At 67.1% G+C, this 18,722-nt stretch carries 19 protein-coding genes and 1 pseudogene; 1 reads left to right on the plus strand and 19 read right to left on the minus strand.

Annotation, left to right across the window (positions count from 1 at the left end):
- Positions 1 to 289: pseudogene (locus tag A5704_RS20555) on the plus strand (ATP:cob(I)alamin adenosyltransferase); the annotation flags it as partial.
- A gap of 14 nt (positions 290 to 303) precedes the next feature.
- On the opposite strand, the gene A5704_RS20560 reads toward A5704_RS20555, so the two are convergent.
- From A5704_RS20560 to A5704_RS20650, 19 genes are all read right to left on the minus strand, one after another.
- Entirely contained in the window at positions 304 to 747 is a 444-nt protein-coding gene (locus tag A5704_RS20560) for a DUF2550 domain-containing protein (RefSeq protein WP_067747734.1), read from the minus strand.
- 17 nt (positions 748 to 764) lie between these two features.
- Positions 765 to 1,130 (minus strand): F0F1 ATP synthase subunit epsilon, encoded by a 366-nt coding sequence (locus A5704_RS20565; protein ID WP_067747732.1) that lies wholly within the window; start codon positions 1,128 to 1,130, stop codon positions 765 to 767.
- A gap of 35 nt (positions 1,131 to 1,165) precedes the next feature.
- On the minus strand, positions 1,166 to 2,632 hold the full coding sequence (gene atpD, locus A5704_RS20570) for a F0F1 ATP synthase subunit beta (protein WP_067747724.1): 1,467 nt from the start codon (positions 2,630 to 2,632) through the stop codon (positions 1,166 to 1,168).
- A 23-nt stretch (positions 2,633 to 2,655) separates the two neighbouring features.
- Positions 2,656 to 3,564, minus strand: coding sequence for a F0F1 ATP synthase subunit gamma (locus A5704_RS20575; protein WP_067747722.1), 909 nt, complete (start codon positions 3,562 to 3,564; stop codon positions 2,656 to 2,658).
- A 6-nt stretch (positions 3,565 to 3,570) separates the two neighbouring features.
- The gene (atpA, locus tag A5704_RS20580) at positions 3,571 to 5,253 is read right to left on the minus strand and encodes a F0F1 ATP synthase subunit alpha (protein ID WP_067747720.1); all 1,683 of its coding nucleotides are present in this window, start codon (positions 5,251 to 5,253) and stop codon (positions 3,571 to 3,573) included.
- 57 nt (positions 5,254 to 5,310) lie between these two features.
- Positions 5,311 to 6,651 (minus strand): F0F1 ATP synthase subunit B/delta, encoded by a 1,341-nt coding sequence (locus A5704_RS20585; protein ID WP_067890771.1) that lies wholly within the window; start codon positions 6,649 to 6,651, stop codon positions 5,311 to 5,313.
- Positions 6,652 to 6,657: 6 nt separating this feature from the next.
- The gene (locus A5704_RS20590; protein WP_067747716.1) at positions 6,658 to 7,191 is read right to left on the minus strand and encodes a F0F1 ATP synthase subunit B; all 534 of its coding nucleotides are present in this window, start codon (positions 7,189 to 7,191) and stop codon (positions 6,658 to 6,660) included.
- Between the two features lie 9 nt (positions 7,192 to 7,200).
- On the minus strand, positions 7,201 to 7,449 hold the full coding sequence (locus A5704_RS20595; RefSeq protein ID WP_024636915.1) for a F0F1 ATP synthase subunit C: 249 nt from the start codon (positions 7,447 to 7,449) through the stop codon (positions 7,201 to 7,203).
- Between the two features lie 84 nt (positions 7,450 to 7,533).
- Positions 7,534 to 8,289 (minus strand): F0F1 ATP synthase subunit A, encoded by a 756-nt coding sequence (gene atpB, locus A5704_RS20600; protein ID WP_067281249.1) that lies wholly within the window; start codon positions 8,287 to 8,289, stop codon positions 7,534 to 7,536.
- Complete coding sequence (locus A5704_RS20605; RefSeq protein ID WP_067747714.1) at positions 8,282 to 8,764, minus strand: ATP synthase subunit I; 483 nt, start codon at positions 8,762 to 8,764, stop codon at positions 8,282 to 8,284. Before A5704_RS20605 ends, atpB begins: the two co-directional genes overlap by 8 nt.
- 218 nt (positions 8,765 to 8,982) lie before the next feature.
- A complete protein-coding gene (locus A5704_RS20610; RefSeq protein WP_067747712.1) occupies positions 8,983 to 10,212 on the minus strand; it encodes a glycosyltransferase family 4 protein in 1,230 nt (409 codons plus the stop codon).
- A gap of 28 nt (positions 10,213 to 10,240) precedes the next feature.
- On the minus strand, positions 10,241 to 10,900 hold the full coding sequence (locus A5704_RS20615; protein ID WP_067747766.1) for an L-threonylcarbamoyladenylate synthase: 660 nt from the start codon (positions 10,898 to 10,900) through the stop codon (positions 10,241 to 10,243).
- Positions 10,893 to 11,741, minus strand: a complete 849-nt coding sequence (prmC, locus tag A5704_RS20620) for a peptide chain release factor N(5)-glutamine methyltransferase (RefSeq protein WP_067747710.1) — start codon at positions 11,739 to 11,741, stop codon at positions 10,893 to 10,895. The genes A5704_RS20615 and prmC overlap by 8 nt, the downstream gene beginning before the upstream one ends.
- Complete coding sequence (gene prfA, locus A5704_RS20625; RefSeq protein WP_067747708.1) at positions 11,738 to 12,811, minus strand: peptide chain release factor 1; 1,074 nt, start codon at positions 12,809 to 12,811, stop codon at positions 11,738 to 11,740. Before prfA ends, prmC begins: the two co-directional genes overlap by 4 nt.
- A 98-nt stretch (positions 12,812 to 12,909) precedes the next feature.
- Positions 12,910 to 13,146, minus strand: coding sequence for a 50S ribosomal protein L31 (gene rpmE, locus A5704_RS20630; RefSeq protein ID WP_067747706.1), 237 nt, complete (start codon positions 13,144 to 13,146; stop codon positions 12,910 to 12,912).
- A 204-nt stretch (positions 13,147 to 13,350) separates the two neighbouring features.
- Positions 13,351 to 15,192 carry a transcription termination factor Rho gene (rho, locus tag A5704_RS20635; RefSeq protein ID WP_067781122.1) on the minus strand — a complete coding sequence of 614 codons (1,842 nt, stop codon included), beginning with the start codon at positions 15,190 to 15,192 and terminating at the stop codon, positions 13,351 to 13,353.
- A gap of 265 nt (positions 15,193 to 15,457) precedes the next feature.
- Complete coding sequence (gene thrB / locus A5704_RS20640) at positions 15,458 to 16,405, minus strand: homoserine kinase (RefSeq protein WP_197508520.1); 948 nt, start codon at positions 16,403 to 16,405, stop codon at positions 15,458 to 15,460.
- 3 nt (positions 16,406 to 16,408) lie between these two features.
- The gene (thrC, locus tag A5704_RS20645; RefSeq protein WP_067781125.1) at positions 16,409 to 17,491 is read right to left on the minus strand and encodes a threonine synthase; all 1,083 of its coding nucleotides are present in this window, start codon (positions 17,489 to 17,491) and stop codon (positions 16,409 to 16,411) included.
- A partial coding sequence (locus A5704_RS20650) for a homoserine dehydrogenase (RefSeq protein ID WP_067781128.1) occupies positions 17,488 to 18,722 on the minus strand: 1,235 nt, incomplete at its 5' end. The genes A5704_RS20650 and thrC, both read right to left, overlap by 4 nt.

Raw genomic sequence — 18,722 nt, forward strand, 5'->3', positions numbered from 1 at the left:
GCTCGAGGGCTGGTGTGACAAATATAACGAGAAGCTGCCGGCGCTGAATTCCTTTGTGCTGCCTGGTGGTTCGCCGCTTTCGGCGCTGCTGCACGTCGCCCGCACGATCGTCCGTCGCGCGGAACGGTCGGCGTGGGCGGCCATCGACGCCGCGCCGCAGCAGGTCAACGTCCTGCCGGCGAAGTACCTGAACCGCCTTTCGGATCTACTTTTCATCCTGGCGCGCGCGGCGAACCCCGACGGCGACGTGCTCTGGAAACCCGGTGGCGGCGCGCCCAGCGCGAGTTAGCTTGGCGCCAAGCCCTAGACGCTGCGACGACGGGCGCGCGGCGACGGGCGGGACTCCAGCCACGACAGGAACGCCGTCAAAGCGCCCTTGTCCAGGGCGATCTCGTAGCCGGTCCTGCGGTCCTGCGTCGTGTCACGCAGCTCCACCACGACGATCTCGTCGGTCATGATGTCGAACTCGTCCCCGCGCGGTGCGCGCCGCGCCACGATCTCCACTCCCCTGCGGCTGAGCCGCCGGTCCGGCCACAGCCGCAGGCTGGAGAGCCGGTAGAACGCGGCCTCACCGCCGCGGTAACGAATCACGCCGTGCCGCCAGCCGTGGCCCCCGACCGCGGGAATGTCGCGCATGATCCCCGCGGTGCCGCCCTGGCGCAGCTTCCACAACCGATAGCTCAGCGCGACAACCGCGCCCGCAAGGACGACAACGAGCACGACCATGCCGACCATGGGCGCGCTCATCGTCTTGTCCGAGGCGGCTAGTCGATCGCGCCGACGGCGCGCAACCTGCCGCGCCCCCGCGCCGCGATCCGGGGGTCGTCGGACTCCGAATCCTCCCTGGCGGCGCTTTCGTCGATCTCGGACTCGAACGCGGCGGACTCGGCCAACACGGTCACCGTCTCCTCGGTGACCGACAGGAACCCGCCTTCGATGGCGACCCGCAGATCGTCTTCGCCTTCGCGCTCGACGCGCACCATCGCGTCGTCGACCAACTGGGCGACGACCGGGATGTGCCGGGGCAGGATGCCGATCTCGCCGACGGTGGTGCGGGTGAACAAGAACGTTGCCTCACCCGACCAGATCTTGCGGTCGACGGCGACTATCTCGACGTTCAATTCGGCCATGCCACAGAGCCTTTCAGAGCCTTAGCGCTCGGTCCTCAGGAGTCCAACTTGGCGCCGAAGCCTTCGGCCTTCTTGGCCAGGTCGTCCAGGCCGCCGATCAGGAAGAAGGCCTGTTCGGGGATGTGGTCGAAGTCGCCCTTGGACAGTCGGTCGAACGCCTCGATGGTCTCCTTCAGCGGCACGGTGGAACCCGGCTGGCCGGTGAACTGCTCGGCCGCCATCATGTTCTGCGAGAGGAACCGCTCGATGCGCCGCGCGCGCTGCACCAGCTGCTTGTCCTCTTCGGACAGCTCGTCGATACCGAGGATGGCGATGATGTCCTGAAGGTCCTTGTACCGCTGCAGGATTCGGATGACTTCCTGAGCGACGCGGTAGTGCTCGTCGCCGACCACACTCGGGTCCAGGATGGTCGAGCTCGACGCCAGCGGGTCCACCGCCGGGAAGATGCCCTTGGAGAACACCGAACGCGACAGCTCGGTGGTCGCGTCCAGGTGGGCGAACGTGGTTGCCGGCGCGGGGTCGGTGTAGTCGTCGGCGGGCACGTAGACGGCCTGCATCGAGGTGATCGAGCGGCCCCGCGTCGAGGTGATGCGCTCCTGCAGCTCACCCATCTCATCGGCCAGCGTGGGCTGGTAACCCACCGCGGACGGCATCCGGCCGAGCAGCGTGGAGACCTCGGATCCGGCCTGGGTGAACCTAAAGATGTTGTCGATGAACAGCAGCACGTCCTGGCCGGCCTCGTCGCGGAACCACTCGGCCATCGTCAGCGCCGACAGGGCCACCCGCATACGGGTGCCGGGCGGCTCGTCCATCTGACCGAACACCAGCGCGGTGTCCTTGAGCACGTCGGCCTCTTTGAGCTCGACCCACAGGTCGTTGCCCTCGCGGGTGCGCTCGCCGACGCCGGCGAAAACCGAAGTACCACCGAAGTTCCGGGCGATACGGTTGATCATCTCCTGGATCAGCACGGTCTTGCCCACGCCGGCACCGCCGAACAGCGCGATCTTGCCGCCACGCACGTACGGGGTGAGCAGGTCGACGACCTTCAACCCGGTCTCGAGCATCTCGGTGCGGGGCTCGAGCTCCTCGAACGCCGGCGGCTTGCGGTGGATCGACCAGTGCTCGAAGTCCTCGCCGTATCCCGGCTTGTCCAGGCAGTCGCCCAGCGCATTGAAGACGTGGCCCTTGACGTCCTGGCCGACCGGCACCGAGATCGGCTTACCGCTGTCGGTCACCTCGACGCCACGGACCAGCCCGTCGGTGGGCTGCAACGAGATCGTGCGGACCAGGTTGTCGCCGAGGTGCTGTGCGACCTCCAGCGTGAGCGTCTTCTTGAGTTCCTCGAACGTGATCTCCGCGTTGAGGGCGTTGAACAGTTCCGGTACGGATCCACGCGGGAACTCGACGTCGACCACGGGGCCGGTGATCCGCACCACGCGGCCGCTGGTCTCGGACTTGGTGGACTTGTCGGTCTTCTCTGCGGTTCCAGTAGTAGCAGCCATATTCTTCTTCTCTTCCTCGTGTGCTACTGAGCGTCGGCGAGTGCGTTTGCACCACCGACGATTTCGCTGATCTCTTGGGTGATCTGAGCCTGCCGCTCGCGGTTCGCCATCAGCGTCAGTTCCTTGATCAGGTCATCCGCGTTGTCGGTCGCGGACTTCATCGCCCGCTGGCGCGACGCGAGCTCCGACGCCGCCGATTCGAGCAGCGCGGCGTAGACGCGGGTCGTCACGTACCGCGGCAGCAGCGACTCGAAAAGCGTTGTCGCGTCCGGCTCGAACGAGTACAACGTGTGCAGTTCCTCGGTGTCCTCGACGTACTCGACGACCAGCGGAGCGATGCGGTGGGCCACCGCGGCCTGCGACATCATCGATTTGAATTCCGAGTAGACGATGTGCAGTTCGTCGACGCCCTGATCGTCGGCCGACTCGTCGTCACCGGCGCCCTTCATGAACGTCTCGACCAGGGTTTCGGCGATCTCCGCGGCGTTCTCGTACTTGGGTTGCTCGGAGAAGCCGGTCCACGAGTCGGTGATGTCCCAGTTGCGGAACTTGAAGTAGTTCTGCGCCTTCCGGCCAACCGTGTATACGACCGGGGTCTTGCCTTCCTCCCTCAACAGGGAGAACAGCTCCTCGGACCGGCGGAAGATGCTCGAGTTGTAGGCGCCGCACAGCCCACGATCGGAGGACACCACCAGGACGCCGGCCCGCTTGGGTTCTTCCCGTTCGACCAACAACGGGTGGTCCAGGGCGGCTTCGGACGACAGCGTGGTCAGCATCGAGGTGATCTGAAAGGCGTAGGGCCTGGCCGCTTCGAGCCGGGCCTGCGCCTTGCCGATGCGCGACGTCGCGATCATCTCCTGGGCCTTGGTGATCTTCTTGATCGACCCCGCCGAGCGAATCCGGCCGCGTAGTTCGCGAAGTGTGGCAGCCATTGTTAGCTACTTCTTGTCCTTGCCGGAGCCGCTCTTGGCGTCCTTCTTGTCCTTCGGCTTCTCCTTCTTGACCTGGACCGACTCCTTTTCGAGGTCTTCTTCGTCCAGGGGCTCGACGTGCTCGTCGGGCACCACCGAGCCGCCGCCGGTGGCCGCGAAGCCCTTCTTGAAGTTGTTGATGATCTCGGTCAGCTGGTTCTCGCCCTCTTCGGAGAGCTTGCCGCTGTCGCGGACGCCGGCCAGGAAGTTCTCTTCCGAGGCCCGCATGTGGTCCAGCAGTTCGGTTTCGAAGCGCCTGACGTCCTCCACGGGCACCGAGTCCAGGTGACCGCCGGTACCCAGGAAGATCGAAACCACCTGCTCCTCAACGGGCATCGGCTGGTACTGCGGCTGCTTGAGCAGCTCGACCAGCCGTTCGCCGCGCTCGAGCTGCGCCTTCGACGTCGCGTCCAGGTCCGAGGCGAATGCCGCGAACGATTCCAGCTCGCGGTACTGCGACAGGTCCAGACGCAGCGAGCCGGCGACCTCTTTCATGGCCTTGATCTGAGCCGCACCACCCACGCGGGACACCGACACACCGACGTTGATGGCGGGACGCACACCCTGGTTGAACAGATCGGATTCCAGGAAGCACTGCCCGTCGGTGATCGAGATGACGTTGGTCGGGATGTAGGCCGAGATGTCGTTGGCCTTCGTCTCGATGATCGGCAGACCGGTAAGCGAGCCGCCCCCGAGGTCATCGGAGAGCTTCGCGCAGCGCTCCAGCAGGCGCGAGTGCAGGTAGAACACGTCACCGGGGTAGGCCTCGCGGCCCGGCGGACGGCGCAGCAGCAGCGAGATCGCGCGGTACGCCTCCGCCTGCTTGCTCAGGTCGTCGAACACGATCAGCACGTGCTTGCCGTCGTACATCCAGTGCTGGGCGATCGCCGAACCGGTGTACGGCGCAAGCCATTTGAAGCCGGCGGAGTCGGAAGCCGGGGCCGCGACGATGGTGGTGTAGTCCATCGCGCCGCCCTCTTCGAGCGCCCGCCGGACCGAGGCGATCGTGGTGCCCTTCTGGCCGATCGCCACGTACACGCAGCGGACCTGCTTCTTCTCGTCGCCGCTCTCCCAGTTCTCGCGCTGGTTGAGGATGGTGTCGACGCAGACGGCGGTCTTGCCGGTCTTGCGGTCGCCGATGATCAGCTGCCGCTGGCCGCGACCGATCGGGGTCATCGCGTCGATGGCCTTGATGCCGGTCTGCAGCGGCTCGCTCACGCTTTGCCGCTGCACCACCGACGGCGCCTGGATCTCCAGCGCGCGGCGAATGTCGGTGTCGATGTCTCCGCGACCGTCGATGGGGTGACCGAGTGGGTTGACGACGCGCCCCAGGAAGGCGTCGCCGACGGGAACGGACAGCACCTCGCCGGTGCGCTTGACCTGTTGGCCCTCTTCGATTTTCTCGAAGTCACCCAGGATCACCGCGCCGACGCTGTGCTCGTCGAGGTTCAGCGCGACGCCCAGGACCCCGCCCGGGAACTCGAGCAGTTCCTGGGTCATGACGGAGGGCAGGCCTTCGACGTGCGCGATGCCGTCCCCGGCCTCGACGACGGTGCCGACCTCTTCGCGGGAGGTGTCGGAGGTGAAAGAGCCTACGTACTCCTCGATGGCGCTCTGGATGTCATCAGCGGAGATTGTCAACTCGGCCATGGCTTTTCGTCTTCCTACTTGATCGTGGTTCGCGTGTGGTTATGGGGAGTGGTTGGGTCAGTCGGGCAATTGGGCCTGGGCAGCGGCGAGGCGCGAAGCGAGTGTCCCGTCAATCACTTCGTCCGCCACGGAGATGAGCAGGCCGCCCAGCAGCTCCTCGGAGGTCTGCAGCTGCACCGTCACCGGATGGCCGTAGATGCGGCCGAGCACGTCGGTGAGGCGAGACCGCTGGGCGTCGCTGAGTTCGGCGGCCGCACTGACCTGCGCGACGATCTCGCCGCGGCGTGCCACCGCGACTTTCGCCAAGAACTGGATGGCCTCCTCGGCCGACTCGCCCCGCAGCAGTTGGACGGTCTGGGTCAGCAGCGCCACGACGATCGGGTCGACCCTGCCGCTGGCGCTGTCAAGCACCTTGCGCAGCAGGTCGATCCGGCCTTCCACGGGCACGCCGTAGTCGCCCAACAGGATGGCGAGTCGCGGCTGCGCGTCCAGGATGCGGGCGAACCGGAAGAGCTGGTCTTCGACGTCGTCGACCTTGTTCTCCCGTTCGGCGACTTCGAGCAACGCCTGCCGCGAGATGTGCTCGATCGCGTCGCCCAGATCGGAGTTGGCCGACCAGCGTTCCGACACGGCCAGACGCAGGACGTCGAGCGTGGCGTCGGAAACCTTGCCGGAGACCAGCCGCTCGATCAGCCGGACGCGGGGGGCCGCGTCCTCGGCGGGCACGGTCAAGTACCGGGTGACGACGATCTCCCGGTCCAGCATTTCGGCGACCGAAACAAGCTCCGACGAGAGGGTGGAAAGCGCTTTGTTGTCAAGGTTTTTGGCGATGTCGCCGAACCGCTCCGCCAGGCCGGCCACTGCCACCCGACTGGCGGAGCGCATCTTTGCCAACAGTGGGTACTCGACCTCGGCGGGCGCCGGGGCCATCGCTTCGAGGTCGTCCAGGAACCGATCGACGGTGCCGGACTGCTGTTCCGGGTCCGCGACATAGTTCCGCACCAACTCGCCCGCCTGGCGTACCGCCTCGTGGCCGAGTTCCAGGCGGAGCTGGCGGCTGAGCTGTGTCCGCAGCAGTTCGACCTGGCGGCCGCCCTGCGTGGTGATGCGTTCGGATTCCGCGTCGGCCTGGATCCGGAACTGCTCGGCGATGCGCCCGGCGTCGGTTTGGGCTTCTTCGACGAGCCGTTCGGCTTCGGACTTGGCGGATTCCACGGCGTTGCTGTGGGCCGTGGTCGACTCTTTCAGCCGATCCGCCGCTGCCGCAGAGTCTTTCAGCTGCTGGCGCACGGCCTCCTGGCGAGCAGCCATCAGACGACGCACCGGCGGCACGACGTACCGCACGACCAGAAGCACGATGGCCGCGAATCCGATCAACTGCCCGATGAAAGTCGACATGCGCGATTACCGTCCAGATTTCCCGGTTGCGGACGCGGCCGTGGTGGCCGGAGCCACCTCGACGCCGAGGATCCGGCTGGCCAGCTTCGCCGACATGCCCGCCACGTTGGCGCGCAAATCCAGTTCCACGGCGTCTCTTTCCCGCTTCAATTGTTCGGATGCCATTTGCAACGTCGACATCACCTGCTGCTCGGCACGGGCGCGCGCGTCTTCGACCACCTTACGGCCTTCGGCGCGGGCGTTGTCGCGCAACGACGACGCCTGGACCCGGGCCTCCGTCAGGGCTTCCTCATAGTCAGCCTTGGCGGCGTCGAACTGCTCGGTCGCCTTCTTGTTGTCGGCGGCCGTCTTGGCAACCATGTTGTCGCGCTCGCGCAACACCCGCATGACCGGCGGCACCACGAAGGTGCCGATGACGGCCAGCACGATCAGGAAGATGGCCAGCACAAAGAAGAACGTGCCGTTGGGAACGAGGAAGTTGTTGCCTCCCTCGGCCATCACCTGGCTGGATGCCAGAACGCTCAGACTCGCGTCACCCATCACAGCGAATTAGGTGCCGACGGGTGTGGCGAAGACGAACAGCGCCATGAAGGCCAGGTTGATGAAGTACGCGGCCTCGACCAGACCAACGGTGATGAAGAACGGCGTGAACAGCCGACCTTGCGCCTCGGGCTGGCGGGCGATGCCGGAGACCAGCGCGTTACCGGCAATACCGTCACCGATACCGGCGCCGATCGCGCCACCGCCCATGATGAGTCCACCGCCGATGAGCGCAGCGGCAGCGACTTGGGGGTCCAGAGCCATTCTTATCCTCCTTGATAGCTGGTAGTGGTCTACCAGGCCTCTGTAATGGTGTGTGGGACAAAGCAATACATGATGGTCTCAGTCATGATGCTCCTCGATCTCCATGGCTTGGCTGAAGTAGAGGATCGTCAAGATCGAGAAGATGAACGCCTGGATCGCCCCGACGAAGAGGTCGAAAGCCTTCCAGATCGCGTTGGGCGCCCACATGATGTACGGGGGGAAGAGCGCGATCAGCGCGACCAGGATGCCGCCGGCGAAGATGTTGCCGAAAAGTCGGAGCGACAACGAGATCGGTTTGGCGAGCTCTTCGACCAGGTTGATCGGCGCCAGGAACGCCACGTGGCCCTTGAGCACGGCGAGCGGGTGGCCGACGATGCCGCGGCGCCAGATGCCCGCCACGTGGTAGCAGACGAACACGAACAGCGCCAGGGCCAGAACGTAGTTGATGTCTGCGGCCGCGGACTTCAGCAACTCGGTGGTGTGCCCGGACTTGTCGGTGTATTGCAGCGGAAGCACCGACAGCCAGTTGGAGATCAGAATGAACACGAAAATGGTGACGGCCAAAGGCAATACGAATGGCGCGATCCGCATCCCGACCGCACTCTCGATCTGATCGCGCATCTGGACGGTGATGGCTTCCCAGAACAACTGCACACCGCTGGGGACGCCGGTCGACGTGATCTTCGCGCGCAGGAAGAAGGCAAGCGCCAGGACGATCACCGCGGCGATCGCGGTCGACAGGATCGTGTCGGTGTTGACGGTCAACCCGAGCCACTTGGCTTGGTTGTGCTCGCCAACCTCGATCGCGGCGGCCAGGAACGTCGTCTCAGTCATCGGTGCCGTTCTTTCCTTCCGTTCCTTCCGATCCCGCCAGCGCGCCGCCCGCGTCGTCTGCCCAGTCGCCGGCGCGCAGCTTCTTCCAGACCGGAAGAGCCGTCGATGCCACCAGCAAGATCTGGAACAGCGCCAAGCCGAACACGACGCCCAGGCCCGCGGGCCGGAAGATGTAGGCGATGACCAGCCCGATGACGGTGATGACGGCCAGCCGGGTGGCCGAATTCAGCGCCATCGTGCTTTTCATCGGATGCTCTTTGGCGGTGATCGACGCGACGGAACGACGCACCAGAAGGGCATTGAGCAAACCAAGCAGCAACCCGACGCCGAAGAACACCCCGACCATGAGGTGACCGGTCAGTCCGGCGGCGACGACGGCCGCCGCGGTGACGGCGATGCTGAGCACCAACAGGCGGACCGGTCGGAACGCAACAGAGGGGAACACCAACGGCGCGTCCTGCGCTGGTGTCGTCACTGCAGCACCTCAATCCCAAGTTGGTAGAGCGGGAGTCCCCCGACCGACTGATCGGTGGCCCGCCGAGCGTATCGCACGTCACAGTGGATCCACCCAAGGGGTATCACCCGACGCGAGTCCTCAGCCGACCCGATCGAAACGGCGTCCGACGGACCGGCAATCTGTGCGGCTTTTTGGGCTTCTACCTGCACCGTACCATACGGCGAACCCCACTACTACTAGCTGTCGTAGTCGTCGTCTTCGTACTCTTCCCGCCGGCGCATCAACGGGATCGCGGTCGCGATGCCGGCGACCACGATGGCGCCCAGCATCACCGCGGCGGTGTCGCGCGGATTGAAGAAAATCGTGCTGGCCGCTCCGAACGCGACAATGCCCACCCAGAGGTAGATCAGCAGCACCACGCGGCGGTGGGAATGGCCGATCTGCAGCAGGCGGTGGTGCAGGTGCATCTTGTCGGGGCTGAACGCGCTGCGGCCCGCGCGGGTACGGCGCACGATCGCCAGCAGCAAATCCAGCATCGGCACGAACATGACCGCGACCACCAGCAGGAAAGGTGACAACAGGGCGAACACGTCGCGCGCTCCGTAGGCGTTCTGTGAGACGGGGCCGGCGGCGGTGGTCGAGGCGGCGGCGAGCATCAGGCCGATCAGCATCGAACCGGAATCACCCATGAAGATCTTGGCGCGGTGAAAGTTGTGCGGCAGGAATCCCAGACAGGCCCCCGCGAGCACCACGGAGATCACGGCGGGCGGATAGAAGAGAACATCACCGCCGTGGTCGCGCAGCAGGCCGACCGAGAACATGCAGATCGCCAGCGCGGTGATCAGCCCGAGCCCCGCCGCCAGTCCGTCCAGCCCGTCGACGAAGTTCATCGCGTTCACGATGGACACCGTCAGCGCCAACGTGAGCAGGATCGACGACGCCTGGTCCAGCACGATGGTGCCGACTCCGCCGATCGGGATGTAGAGGACGCTCCAGGCCACGCCCATGGTGACCAGCACGCTGGCTGCGGTGATCTGGCCGGCGAACTTCGTCAGGGCGTCCAGGCCCCAGCGGTCGTCGATGAGCCCGATGCCCATGATCACCGCGCCGGCCACCAGCACCGCCGGCATGCCCGTCGAATAGACGAAGCCGCGGGTCAGCGCAGGAAGCTGCGACGCCAGGAAGACGGCCGAGATGACACCGAGGAACATCGCCAGCCCGCCCATGCGCGGGGTCGGGGTCACGTGCACGTCGCGTTCCCGCGGATAGGCGACGGCCCCGAGCCGGGTGGCGAGCACCCGCACGGGACCGGTCGCAAAGTACGTGATGATCGCGGCGGTCAGCCCCACGAGGGCAAGCTCGCGCAGCGGGACACCGGCGCCGCGGTCAGCCAGGGCGAGCAGGCCATTGGCGAGGTTGGCTACGTCGCTGGCCGGGTCGCTGGACACGTCGAGACCGTACTGCACCAACCTGGCAACGACAGAACCGCTCCGGTCAGGCCTGGGCGGTCAGGCTTTCGGGATCCACTCCGAGCACTTCGGCGATCCGTGCGGCGCTCACCGGACCGGGTCGCAGGATGCGCGGGGCGGCACCGGTCAGGTCGACGATCGTCGAAGCGGCCTGTTGCTCGGCCGGTCCCGCGTCGAGGTAGACGTCGACGAGGTCGCCGAGCTGTTCTCGGGCCTCGCCGGCGTCGACCGCAGGCGGGCGGCCGGAAACGTTCGCGCTGGATACCGCCATGGGTCCCACCTCGCGCAACAGCTCGATGGCCACCGGGTGCAGCGGCATCCGCAGCATCACGGTGCCGCGGGCGTCGCCGAGGTCCCATTGCAGCGACGGCGCCTGCGTCACCACCAGGCTCAGCGCGCCCGGCCAGAACGCGCGGATCAGCTCGCGGGCCCCGCCCGGCATGGTGTAGACCAGGCCCTCGATGGTGTGCCAGGAGCCGACCAGCACGCCGACCGGCATGTCCCGGCCGCGGCCCTTCGCGGAGAGCAGGGCCGTCACGGCGGCGCTGTTGAAGGCATCGGCGCCGACGCCGTACACGGTGTCCGTCGGCATGACGACCAGGCGGCCACCCTTGATGGCGCCCGCCGCCGAGGCGATTCCGCGCGCACGCCGGTCGGGATCGGCGCAGTCGAAGACTTCACTCACCGGCGCCACTCCTTCGGGCCGTCACGAATCGCGGCCGGCCGGCCAGGTCTTTACGCTTCGCGATTTCTCCGAAAAGCGCTGTCCTGCGGACCAATTCGACGGTCTCCGCCGAGGTGGTGTCGTCGTGTTCGACGGCGAAGACGCCACCCGGACGCAGCCAGCGCCCGGCCAGCTCGACGATCGGGCCGATCACCGCCATCCCGTCCGGGCCGCCGAACACGGCGTGGTGTGGATCATGTTGGGCCACTTCAGGTTCCACGGGTGCGACGTCGGGGACGTAGGGCGGGTTGGCCACCACCACGTCGACACCGCCGTCCAGTTCCGGCAGGAGGCGGGGCACGGTGACGTCGGCCCGCACGAGTTCGACCGCCGTGCCCGCCGCGTTGCGGCGCGCGAACTCGAGGGCGGCCTCCGAGTCGTCGACGGCGATGATCCGTGCCCCAGGGTTCAACTGAGCCAGCGCCACCGCCAACGCGCCGGATCCGGTGCACAGGTCGACGATCACGGGCCGGGAAGGGAGGCGTTGTTGGCTGATCCACGCCAAGAGGGCTTCGGTTTCCGGGCGCGGTATGAAGACGCCGGGGCCGACCTGCAGCATCAGCGGCCCGAACGCGGCCGTCCCGGTGAGATGCTGCAACGGCACCCGCCGCGAGCGCGCGGCCACGACATCGCGGTAGCGGCTGAAGAAGTCGTCGCCGGGCGAATCGAGCAGGGCCAGCCGGCCGCGCTCGGTTCCCGTCACGTGCGCGGCCAGCTCCTCGGCATCCCAGCGGGCGGAGGCGATCCCCGCTTCGGCGAGCGTCGCCGCAGCGGAATCGATCGCGCGCCGCACGGCACTCATGCCTGTTGCAGCCGGGATTGTTTGTCGGCGGCGCCCAACGCATCGAACATCGCGTCGAGGTCCCCGTCGAGCACCTGATCGAGATTGTGCGCCTTGTAACCGATCCGGTGGTCGGTGATCCGGTTCTCCGGAAAGTTGTAGGTGCGGATTCGTTCGCTGCGGTCCACGGTCCGAATCTGGCTGGCTCGATCGGCCGACGCGTCGGCCAGCGCCTGTTCTTCGGCCAGGGCCTGCAGGCGAGCGGCCAGCACCTGCAACGCGCGCGTCTTGTTCTGCAGTTGCGAGCGTTCGTTCTGGCAGGTCACCACGATCCCGGTGGGCAGGTGCGTGATGCGGACCGCAGAGTCGGTGGTGTTCACACCCTGCCCGCCCTTGCCGGACGAGCGGTACACGTCGATGCGCAGATCCGACTCGTCGATCTGGACCTCACCCACTTCTTCGGGCTCGGGATAGACCAGCACGCCGGCCGCCGAAGTGTGCACCCTGCCTTGGGATTCCGTCACCGGGACGCGCTGCACCCGGTGCACCCCACCCTCGAACTTCATTCGCGACCACACCCCGTCGGCGGAGTCACCCTTGCTGGCGATGGACAGCGTCGCGTCCTTGTAGCCGCCGAGATCCGACGTGGTCTCGTCCAGCACGGTGACGTTCCAGCCGTGTCGCTCGGCGTAGCGGATGTACATCCGGGCCAGGTCCGCGGCGAACAATGCGGATTCTTCGCCGCCCTCACCGGATTTCACCTCGAGCACGATGTCGTCGGCGTCATGCGGGTCGCGCGGGGCCAGCATGTCGGTCAATTGGGTGTCCAATTCGGCGACCCGCGACTCGAGTTCGGTCACCTCGTCGGCGAAAGAGTCGTCGTCGGCGGCCAATTCCCGCGCGGTCTCCAGATCGCCGCGCGCCGACTCCAGCTTGCGATAAGTGGCGACGATCGGGGCCAACCGGGCGAACCGGCGACCGGCCTTGCGCGCCTCGGCGGGATTGCTGTGCAGGTCGGGATCCGCCAGCCGTTGCTCGAGCTCGGCGTGTTCGGCCAGCAGCACGTCAATCGTCTGCATCGGCTGCGTCACCTCTCACCTCCTGCCCCGTTCAGCCGCATCCCATTGCCGCAAACGCAAACCGACGCCCGGCCTGTGCTTCGTGCACAGTTCGGGCGTCGGCAATGCAGCTATTTGTCGGTGTTGTCCGCCGCGGCACCCTTGCGCTTGCCGTATCGCTTCTCGAAGCGCGCCACCCGGCCGCCGCTGTCCAGAATCTTCTGCTTGCCGGTGTAGAAGGGGTGGCACTGCGAGCACACCTCGACGACGATGTTGCCGCCGGGCTTGGTGCTGCGGGTGGTGAAGGTGTTTCCGCACCCGCAGTGCACGGTGGTCTCCCCGTAAGCGGGGTGAATGTCAGATTTCATGCTGTCCTCTTCGATCTTGTCGAGCGTCGATTATGCCAGGTCAACCACTGTCCCCCAAAACAACGGGGTTCGCTGTGGCATTCCCGTGGCTGGGGCGGGGCGGCGGCTATGGCCGGCGGTTGCCGCGAGACATAAACCATTGCGGGGTCTGTGGGCGTGTCCTGTTCGTGGTTTATGTGTCGTGACCGACCGGTCCACCGCCAGCTAGTCGTTGTCCATCGATCCCGGCGTGGTCTTGGAGACCTGCACCAGGAACTCGTAGTTGTTCTTCGTCTTGCGCAGCTGGGACATCAGCAGGTCGATGGCCTGGTGCGAGTCCAGGCCCGACAGCACGCGGCGCAGCTTGTGCACGATCGCGAACTCGTCCGGCGATAGCAGCAGCTCGTCCTTGCGGGTACCGGAGGGGTTCACGTCGACCGCCGGGAAGACCCGTCGCTCGGAGATCTTGCGGTCCAGCTTGAGCTCGGCGTTACCGGTGCCCTTGAACTCCTCGAAGATGACCGTGTCACCGGTGGAGCCGGTCTCGACCATCGCGGTGGCGATGATCGTCAGCGATCCGCCTTCCTCGATGTTTCGTGCCGCACCCAGGAATCGCTTCGGCGGGTACAGGGCGGTGGAGTCGACACCACCGGACAGGATCCGGCCCGACGCGGGTGACGCGTTGTTGTAGGCGCGGCCGAGGCGGGTGATCGAGTCAAGCAGCACCACGACGTCCTTGCCCTGCTCGACGAGCCGCTTGGCGCGTTCGATCGCCAGCTCGGCGACCGACGTGTGGTCCGACGGCGGCCGGTCGAAAGTGGAGGCGATGACCTCGCCCTTGACCGAGCGGGTCATGTCGGTGACCTCTTCGGGCCGCTCGTCGACAAGCACGACCATGAGGTGGCATTCCGGGTTGTTGCGGGTGATCGCGTTGGCGATGTCCTGCAGGATCGTCGTCTTACCCGCCTTGGGCGGGGACACGATCAGGGCGCGCTGGCCCTTGCCGATCGGCATGATCAGGTCGATGACCCTGGTGGTCAGCCGATCCGGGGTGGTCTCCAGACGGAGCCGCTGATTGGGGTACAGGGGCGTCAGCTTGCTGAAGTCGGGGCGCTTTTTCGCGTCCTCGACCGGACCGCCGTTGACGCTGTCCAGGCGGACCAGCGGGTTGAACTTCTGCCGCTGGTTGGGCTGTTCGCCGTCCTTGGGCACGCGGACCGCGCCGGTCACCGCGTCGCCGCGGCGCAGGCCGTTCTTCCGCACCATGTTCATCGAGACGTAGACGTCGTGCGGACCGGCCAGGTAACCGGAGGTGCGGACGAACGCGTAATTGTCGAGCACGTCAAGGATGCCGGCGACCGGCTGGACGACGTCGTCCTCGCGCAGCTCGGTGTCGCCCCCTTCGCCGGACCGCTCACCGCGGCGTCTGCGATCGCGGAAGCGGCGCCCACGGCGGCCCTGACGGCCCTCGCCGTCGTCGTCTTGCTGGTTTTGCTGGTTCGAGCCGCCTCGACCTTGCTGGCCGCCCGAGCCCTGCTGATCCCCGCTCTGGTCGCCGCCGGAATCCTGGCCGCGCTCCTCACCCTGGGAGTCACGCTTGCCGCCCTGACGGGTGCCCCCCTCGCCGGCGGCCCCGCCCTCACGATTGCGTGTGCGTTCGCCGTCGGAGTCGTCGCCGCCGCGGGCGGCGCCGGGCTCGCGGGAGGCGCTGCGCCGTTCGCGTCGGGGCGCTTCGGTGGTCGAACCGTTCTGGTGGTCCTCGCCGGCCGGCGCTTCGGGGGCGGCGGTGTCGGACTTGCCGCTCTCCTCGGGGGCCGCGGGGGCGGAAGTCCCGTTGGACTGTCCCCTGATTTCCTTTATGGCGGCGATGAGTTCGTTCTTGCGCATGCCCGACGTCCCCTTGACGCCGACTTCGTTAGCCAGCGCGCGCAGTTCGGGAAGCACCATGGTGGACAGGGAGCCAACAGGGGCATTGATTTTGCCGTCGGATGTGTCTGGGGTCACGGCGTTCGACACCTCATTGCTGTCGGTGCTCGCGTCAGCCGTGAACAGGTCCGTATCGGTCACGGATTTCCTTTCTTCCCCCGCTGAACAGGTCATCCGGGGGTTTCGTTGCATTCAGCAAATCGCCGAGTGCGCCCAAATATCGACTGTGCAACGGTGATCGCCTTAGTCGGCGGAGTAAGCGGCGAACCTCGTTCACGAGAAGAATTGGTGTGTCCTAGCGGCAAGGCAGTATGGATGCAGATGCAGATGCTGCGATTGCTGGACGGAACCGAGGATAGCCCGCATCTTTGTTGGAAGCAAGCAAACCCTCCGGCCACGCTGTGGATCAACCGGAGACTGTGACGCCCGGGCTCCAGCGAACTCCTTCGCCGGCGGTCATCTCAGTGAGGGCAAATCCATTGGCGGCCCCGTACTCCACCACTTCCGAGGGCAACTCCGGCGCTGTACTGAGCGCAATCAGTGCTGGACCCGCCCCGGAAAGTGTCGCTGACACGTTATGACGCCGGAACAGGCGCAAATATTCCGCGGAACCGGGCATCGCCGGGGCGCGCTGGGGTTGATGCAGCACATCTTCGGTGGCCGGCATCAGCAGGTCCGGGCGTTGGGTCAGCGCTACCACCAGCAAGGCGGCGCGGCTGACGTTGAACCGCGCATCGTCGTGACTCACCTGGGCGGGCAGCAGCACCCGGGTCTCCGCGGTCAGGGAACGCTGCTGGGGTGTGGCCGCGTACAGGCGGATGTCGGGGTGAAGCCGCAGCGGCACCGCCGCATACCGTGGCCGGTCACCGGAGGCGTCGATCCAGGACACCACCGCACCGCCCAGCACGGCGGCGGCGGCGTTATCCGGGTGGCCCTCGAACTCCGAGGACAGCTGAATCAGCTGCGCGTCGCTCAGCGGTTTCGAATCACACTGCGCGACAAGGCCGTTCGCCGCCGCCAGGCCGCCGACCACGGCCGCCGCGGACGAGCCAAGACCGCGGGAGTGTGGGATGGCGTTGCGGCAGCGGACCACCAGGCCCGCGGCCCGGACGCCCGCGGCCCGCAGCCCGCATTCGATGGCGCGCACCACCAGGTGTTCGGGGCCCCGGGGCACCTGCGCGGCGCCCTCGCCCTCGACCAGCACTTCCAGCCCGGAATCGGTTGTCTCCACCACGATTTCGTCGCTGAGACGCAACGCCAGGCCGATGCTGTCGAAACCGGGACCCAGGTTGGCGCTGGACGCCGACACCACGGAGCTTGCCACCAGCCCGGCGGGCAGCATCTGGGACGTCATTTCTTACGCCAGCCCCAGCTTCTCGACGACGAGCACCGGATCGACGGGCAGCGGGGACACGGTGGGCATATCCCTCAGCGCCGTGTCCGGGTCCTTGAGGCCATTGCCGGTCACCGTGCACACCACCGTCGACCCGCGCGCCACCCAACCGTCGTCGACGGCCTTGAGCAGACCGGCGATGCTGGCCGCCGACGCGGGTTCGACGAACACGCCCTCGCTCTCGGCCACCAGGTGGTACGCGGCCAGGATCTCGTCGTCGGTGGCGGCCAGGAACCGGCCGTTGGACTGCTGCTGCGCGTTGACCGCGGCCGCCCACGACGCGGGCGCACCGATGCGTATCGCGGTCGCGATCGTTTCCGGGTGGCTGACCGGAGCGCCGTGCACCAGGGGCGCGGCGCCGGCCGCCTGGGTGCCCAGCATGCGGGGCAGCTTGTCGATCACGCCGTCGTGGTGGTATTCCGTGTAGCCCTTCCAGTACGCGGTGATGTTGCCCGCGTTGCCGACCGGGAGGGCGTGCACGTCCGGCGCGGCGCCCAGCGCGTCGACGATCTCGAACGCCGCCGTCTTCTGGCCCTCGATGCGTACGGGGTTGACGGAGTTGACCAACGCGATCGTCGGGAAGTCGGCGGCCATCTTGCGGGCCAATTCCAGGCAGTCGTCGAAGTTGCCGTCGATCTGAATGATCTTGGCGCCGTGCATGACCGCCTGTGCCAGCTTGCCCATCGCGATCTTGCCCTGCGGGATGAGCACCGCGCAGGTGATGCCGGCGCGGGCGGCGTACGCCGCCGCCGACGCGGAGGTGTTGCCGGTCGACGCGCACAACACGGCCTGCTGGCCGCGCGCCAGTGCGTCGGTGACCGCCATGGTCATGCCCCGGTCCTTGAACGAGCCGGTCGGATTGAGGCCCTCGACCTTGAGATGCACCGTGCAGCCGGTCTTCTCGGAAAGGCGCGTCGCCGCGATCAGCGGGGTGCCGCCTTCGAGGAGGGTGACCGGCGTCCAGTCATCGCCGATCGGCAGGCGGTCCCGGTACGCGGCGATCAACCCCGGCCACGGCTGGTGCACGGCGGTGCGCGGGACGCTCATCGGCCGGTCTCTTCCAGTCGCAGCACACTGGTGACGCCCTGCACGACATCCAGATCCGCCAGCGCGTCGACGGTTTCGGAGAGCGCGGCATCGGTGGCGCTGTGGGTGACGACCACGACGCGGGCTCCCACCCGCCGCCCGCCTTCGTCCACCACGCCCTCCTGGCGAACCTCGGCGATGCTCACCTCACGCTTGGCGAACTCGGCCGCCACCGTGGACAACACACCCGGCTTGTCGGCGACGTTCATGCTGACGTAGTAGCGGGTGGAGATCAAACCCATTGGGGCGACAGGAAGTTGGGCGTACTTGGATTCCTTCGGCCCACGGCTGCCCAGCACCCGGTTGCGGGCGGCCATCACCAGGTCGCCGGTGACCGCGGACGCGGTGGGGGCGCCGCCCGCGCCCTGACCGTAGAACATCAGCCGCCCGGCCGCCGCGGCCTCGACCACGACCGCGTTGAACGCGCCGTTGACCGTGGCCAGCGGATGCGACAGCGGCACCAGCGCCGGGTAGACGCGGGCCGACACCCGTTCCTGACCGTCCTCGGTGGTGACGCGCTCGCAGATGGACAGCAGCTTGATGGTGCAACCCAACGACCGCGCGGAGGCGAAGTCGGCCGGGGTGATCTTGGTGATGCCCTCGCGATAGACGTCGTCGGCGGTCACCCGGGTGTGGAAGGCGATCGACGCCAGGATCGCGGCCTTGGCCGCGGCGTCGTAGCCTTCGACGTCGGCCGTGGGGTCGGCCTCGGCGTAGCCAAGTGCGCTCGCCTCGGCCAGGGCGGTGTCGTAGTCGGCGCCGGTGCTGTCCATCGCGGACAGGATGTAGTTGGTGGTGCCGTTCACGATGCCGGCGACCCGCAGCACCGTGTCCCCCGCCAGCGATTGGGTGAGCGGGCGGATGACCGGGATGGCGCCCGCGACCGCGGCCTCGAAATACAGGTCGACGTGGGCGTTTTCGGCGGCCTGCGCCAGCTCCCCGGTGGAGGTCGCCAGCAGCGCCTTGTTCGCGGTGACGACCGACTTGCCGTGCTCGAGCGCGCGCAGGATGGCCTTTCGCGCCGGTTCCACCGGCCCCATCAACTCCACGACGATGTCGACGTCTTCGCGGGAGACGAGCTCCTCGACGTTGTCGGTGAGCAGCTCGATCGGAACGCCGCGGTCGGCGGCGACCCGCCGGACTCCGACGCCGCGCAACACCAGGGGCGCGCCGACACGAGCCGCGAGATCGT

Origin of the sequence: Mycobacterium sp. E735, assembly GCF_001666955.1 — a bacterium.
Lineage (GTDB): Bacteria > Actinomycetota > Actinomycetes > Mycobacteriales > Mycobacteriaceae > Mycobacterium.

Coding starts and splice junctions, on each gene's coding strand:
- A5704_RS20560 (WP_067747734.1), bottom strand. CDS start 747: ATGAGCGCGCCCATGGTCGGCATGGTCGTGCTCGTTGTCGTCCTTGCG.
- A5704_RS20565 (WP_067747732.1), bottom strand. CDS start 1,130: ATGGCCGAATTGAACGTCGAGATAGTCGCCGTCGACCGCAAGATCTGG.
- atpD (WP_067747724.1), bottom strand. CDS start 2,632: ATGGCTGCTACTACTGGAACCGCAGAGAAGACCGACAAGTCCACCAAG.
- A5704_RS20575 (WP_067747722.1), bottom strand. CDS start 3,564: ATGGCTGCCACACTTCGCGAACTACGCGGCCGGATTCGCTCGGCGGGG.
- atpA (WP_067747720.1), bottom strand. CDS start 5,253: ATGGCCGAGTTGACAATCTCCGCTGATGACATCCAGAGCGCCATCGAG.
- A5704_RS20585 (WP_067890771.1), bottom strand. CDS start 6,651: ATGTCGACTTTCATCGGGCAGTTGATCGGATTCGCGGCCATCGTGCTT.
- A5704_RS20590 (WP_067747716.1), bottom strand. CDS start 7,191: ATGGGTGACGCGAGTCTGAGCGTTCTGGCATCCAGCCAGGTGATGGCC.
- atpB (WP_067281249.1), bottom strand. CDS start 8,289: ATGACTGAGACGACGTTCCTGGCCGCCGCGATCGAGGTTGGCGAGCAC.
- prmC (WP_067747710.1), bottom strand. CDS start 11,741: ATGAGTGCCGTGCGGCGCGCGATCGATTCCGCTGCGGCGACGCTCGCC.
- rpmE (WP_067747706.1), bottom strand. CDS start 13,146: ATGAAATCTGACATTCACCCCGCTTACGGGGAGACCACCGTGCACTGC.
- thrB (WP_197508520.1), bottom strand. CDS start 16,405: ATGACGTCCCAGATGCTGCCCGCCGGGCTGGTGGCAAGCTCCGTGGTG.
- thrC (WP_067781125.1), bottom strand. CDS start 17,491: ATGAGCGTCCCGCGCACCGCCGTGCACCAGCCGTGGCCGGGGTTGATC.